The 847-nt window shown below is 53.2% G+C and carries 2 protein-coding genes; both read right to left on the reverse strand.

The window, feature by feature from the left end:
- Window positions 1-498: flagellar basal body L-ring protein FlgH (locus WH277_RS03800; protein ID WP_339504437.1), on the reverse strand; the 498-nt coding region annotated here is incomplete at its 3' end.
- 76 nt (window positions 499-574) lie between these two features.
- Window positions 575-847 (reverse strand): flagellar hook-basal body complex protein (locus tag WH277_RS03805; protein WP_339504439.1); only part of this gene is annotated, 273 nt, incomplete at its 5' end.

Below are 847 nucleotides of genomic sequence, written 5' to 3' on the forward strand. Positions count from 1 at the left end.
CATATATTCGTCTCCCTGGTTCAGGGTCAGCCACTTCTCACCGCGAATGACCAGTACCCCGTTGGAAAGTACCTGATGGACCGCCACAGTAATCGATCCGCGCAGCATGTTTTGTTGCGCAGACGTCGCGTTGCCGTTGAAATCACGACTGCCGGATACGGAACCGCTCAACTTATCCAGCGTTTTTCCGGCTACAGAAGGCACACCCAATTCAACCTCGTTCTTTTTGCCGAAATTGGTCTTTGCCTGCTTGCTGGACTGGGTGGACTCATCCAGCAATACCGTCAGAATATCGCCAACACGATAGGCGCGACGATCCTGTGTCAGGGACCAGTTATAATTAGTTTGATACAACCCACCCCCACGAATGGCGGCATTCGGCGTGCTGACATCGGACGGCGGCGCGAACTCGGCATCGTCTTTATGTACCGCATACGGCAAACTTTCGCAGCCGCTCAACAGCAACAGGGCGGCCAGCAACAGAAACGTTTTTTTCATTTTCTCACCAGTCAACACAGATGACGTTTGGGTAATAACAGGCGGAAGACATCTTTCCGCCCTGAGTAATTGGCATTTACACCTGCTGATTAAGGAACTTCAGCATGTCATCCGCGGCCGAGACCATTTTTGCGTTCATCTCATAGGCGCGCTGCACGGTGATCATATCGACCATCTCTTCCACCACCTGCACGTTAGAACCTTCAAGTGCTCCCTGTTCCAGCTCACCGAAGGCCTCTTCTCCCGGCACCCCTTCAAAAGCTTCACCACTGGCCGTGGTTTCGCGATAGAGATTGCCCCCCGTGGCCTCCAGACCGGCCGGGTTGATAAAGTTCACCAGGGTTATTTG

Source organism: Erwinia sp. MYb416 (assembly GCF_037479575.1).
Taxonomy (GTDB): Bacteria; Pseudomonadota; Gammaproteobacteria; order Enterobacterales; family Enterobacteriaceae; genus Erwinia; species Erwinia rhapontici.